At 28.4% G+C, this 4,013-nt stretch carries 1 protein-coding gene; it reads left to right on the top strand.

Annotated features, from left to right (window positions below; all coding sequences use genetic code 11):
• The first annotated feature begins 86 nt into the window (after positions 1-86).
• The gene (locus tag VB713_RS13900; RefSeq protein ID WP_323312111.1) at positions 87-3,707 is read left to right on the top strand and encodes a CHAT domain-containing protein; all 3,621 of its coding nucleotides are present in this window, start codon (positions 87-89) and stop codon (positions 3,705-3,707) included.
• The last annotated feature ends 306 nt before the right edge of the window (positions 3,708-4,013 follow it).

Raw genomic sequence — 4,013 nt, 5'->3', positions numbered from 1 at the left:
CCCCATATATCATATAAATCCCCTTGTCAATAGGGTTTGAGATGCGCTAACCCTGGGAACAATGGAGACAAGGTTATGAAGAATGGATTAGTTATTTTGCTAATAGAGCTATTACAGTAGAACCTCAAACTAATGAAGTTAGTATTGGTTTTACTGACCTAACTCAAAATTTAGAAAATGATGTCAATACTTGGCTTAATTCTCAAGATGAAAATTGGAAGAAGAAAGTTATCGAAAGATTACAGGTTGAATTAAATAAAGAAGATGAAATTAGAATTATTATTCAAACAGATAATCGTCATTTAAGAAGACTTCCTTGGCAAGTGTGGAATTTATTTATTGATAATTTTCATTTATCTGAATTTGCTTTTAGTCCATCTGAACAAAAAACAGTTATTATTAATTCTAACCCTCAAAAATCATCTGAAGTTAAAATTTTAGTAATTTTAGGTGAACCTATAGAAAAAGGACAAGATAAAAAAATAGATTATCAATCAGATATTGATGCGATTCGTAAATTGGGTGCAGAAGTTGAATTTTTACCTCAACCAACTCGTCAGCAATTAGTAGATAAACTTTGGAAAAAACCTTGGCAAATATTATTTTATTCTGGACATAGTAGCAGTGAAGAAAATGAAAATATAGGTTCTTTACAACTAAGAGAAAATGAGATTATTACAATTGATGATTTAAAAGAATCTTTAAGAGAATCTGTGGGTAAAGGTTTACAGTTAGCTATATTTAACTCATGTCAAGGTTTAGGAATCGCTAAACAATTAGAAGATTTAGCTTTACCTCAAATTATTGTGATGCGAGAAAAAGTACCTGATATTGTTGCTCAAACTTTTTTACGGGACTTTTTAAAGGCTTTTGCTGGTGGTGATGGTGATAGAAGTTTACATGATTGTGTCAGAGAAGCAAGGAAAAAGTTACAAGATAAGTATCAAAAAAATTATCCGGGTATTAGTTGGCTTCCTGTTGTTTGTCAGCAACAAACAGATATAGGAATTTTTACATGGAATAAGTTAATTAAGAAGTCTAGAATATGGCAAAGGAAACTTAATAAAATATCTATATTTATAGCAAGTGTTAGTGCTATATCTTTAGTAATTGGTGGTTATTTTTTACAGGTATTTCTTAATAAAGATGATATAGCTTTAAGTATTTCTGTAAGTAATGATATTAGAGATGATGCTGTTTCAAGTTATTTTAGACCAAATGAGGAAACAAATTTAAATTATCAAACTAATAAAATTGAAGAAGATGTGTTATCCATTACTCCTCAAATGAAATATCTTACTAAATTAGCTAATGGAGATCCCATTTCTGAAATAAAAGTTGCAACGGGAGATCCACCTTTTTTCTCCTGGCAATTTCCTAATCTTGATATTCGATTGGTTAACAATAGTAATAAAACTATATATATAACTGATATACTTCTTGAAGTTGAAAAAAGTGTAATAGATCCATCTCCAGTTGTAGTAATTCCTGAAAATGGGCCTAATTTACTACGCTTTGAATTAATTAATGAAGGATGGGGTAAAGTCAAAGATGCTTCTGTTAAATTTAATTTAGTTCCTTTAGGAGAAAAAATATTATGGAATGGAAACTATAAACATAAAGTTAATATAGGAAATTTCACTGATAGTTATATAGTAGATATTTCAAATACATTTCAAGAATTAGGTCTTGATTTTGAAACAATCGGATATAAAGTAGGGGTTTATAATCGTATAGCTAATAAAGATTATTATGAAGAATCACCTTTAGCTAATGATTGTAAGTGGAATTATTTGTTTCGTTTTCGTTCTAATCCTGATAAATTAAACCAAGAATGTGAAAATATAATTGAATCATTAGGAATATTTAAAGATAGTAAAAGTGATAGTTTAATTTATGGTATAGCTTATGGTGAAATTCTTTTCTCAGGAAAAACATTAGAAGGAAAAGAAAATCGTCAAACTATTAAATTCTCAACGAAAGTACCTATTTTAGATGCTGGTCAATATGGTGATCCGGGACCACCAACATATCAATATGATGCAAAATTAGATGTTGATAGAGAAAATTATCAGGTAATTATACAAAGTAATGGTTCTTCAGTTTCTCAATATATAAAGCCAAATGAAACAGATAGATTTAATATTTTAATTGCAACTCCTAAATCTTCATTTCATAAATTCCGTGTTCGATTTATTTATAATAACGGGAAAAGTATTTTATCAAAACCAATACATTTAAAAACTTTTGTTCCTAAAAGTGGAATTAAACAAATTGAAACACCTGCACAAATTCTAGTTGAAGAAGGCGAGAATTTAGCTAAAAAAGGTTATATAGAAGAAGCAAATATTAAGTTTAATGAGGCATTAAGACTAGAACCAAGTTCAGACATTAATCCGAAATTAAAAGCTCAAAAAATAGCAGTTGAATCATTATCAAGTAATTATAAAAAAATGCTAACAGAAGGTACTTTGAAAAAAGTCTTTGATGCTTATGAAGAAATTAAAAAACTTGAACCAGAGTTTCAGATTCATATAAAAACATATTCTAATATTTGTACTTTAGAAAACCTCTGGTTATATTCTAATGATATTATATTTATTTGTAATAAATTAGTAGTATTTGTTCCTGATGATCCTTTTATTTTATTTAAGAGAGGAGTAGCTAATGCTATTAACAAAAATATTGCACAAGCAATTAAAGATTTTAAAAAATCAATTGAATTAATTAATGAAATATCGCCTAAAGATGATAAAAAAAAGCAACAATTAGAACAAATTAAAATTGATCAAATTAATTTAATTAAAAAATTACAACAAGGATATAATACCCCACTAGCTAATTCTTTAATTTGGAAAGGAGTGATACAAGCCAAAGAAGGTAATATTAAAATAGCACTTCAAATGTATAAAGATGTAAAAAAAGCTGATCCAGAATGGAAAATTGAAGCTTCTTCTTGGAATAGAATATGTGAGTATGGAAATGAATATAATAAAGCTAGTGAAGCTATGGAAACTTGTGAAAAAGCTGTTAGGGTTGAACCTAATAATCCTGAATTTTTAGAAAATAGAGGTATTGCGAAAGCATTAACAGGTAATATTAATGGTGCAGTACAAGATTTTCAATCAATTATCGCTATGCTTGACAAGCTTGATAAGCCAAATGAAAATGTAAATAAAGCTAAATTAAAGTTACAAAATCGGATAATTTTACTTAAATCAGATAAAAATCCTATTAAGACTATGGTGTTAATTAATCAAGGAAAGAGATTAATTGAACAAGGTAAAATACAAGAAGCTATAACGGCTTATAAAGAAGCTCAACAATTTGCACCAACAGAAATATTCGCTGAATCTTGGAATATTTTATGTTGGGACGGTAGTTTAAATGGTTTTGCTAATCAAGTAATTAATGCTTGTGAAAAAGCAGTAGAAATTGAACCAGAAAATGCTACATTTAAAGATAGTCGAGGTATTGCTAAAGCATTAACAGGTGATATGGAAGGTGCAATTAAAGATTTTGAAGTATTTATTAAATGGATTGATAAAGAATTAGAAAATAATCCTAGTTATGATAATGAAAAAGTATTCAAAAAATTGAAAGATCAAAGACAGTATTGGATAGATTCACTTAGTAAAGGAAATAATCCTTTTACTGTTAGAGAGGTTGAAAATTTGCGGATTGAAAATAAGGGATACAAGTATTAACTTTAACAAACATAATATTTATGATTTATTTCAGATTCCTGGATTTTTAAGAGAAGATGGGACAATTTTTTCTAATGGAATGAATCAGAAAATCTGGTTAATCAGCAAAAACATATACGTCAAGCTCCTGTAATAAAACTTAATAATTAAAATTCTACTTACTTGGCACAAAAACCCAAGCATCAACACGATAAGTCATTAGAACACATCAAGGAGATACAACTAATGACTGACACTCGTAACTTTAACGCCCCAGCCCTCTAAATATTGACAAATAGGACACAATGTGAGTTTTCTAAGAAGGTA

This window comes from Anabaena cylindrica UHCC 0172 (assembly GCF_034931625.1).
Classification (GTDB): Bacteria; Cyanobacteriota; Cyanobacteriia; order Cyanobacteriales; family Nostocaceae; genus Anabaena; species Anabaena cylindrica_A.
Note: the sequence above shows the minus strand (reverse complement) of the source record. Positions and strands in the feature narration are given on the sequence as shown.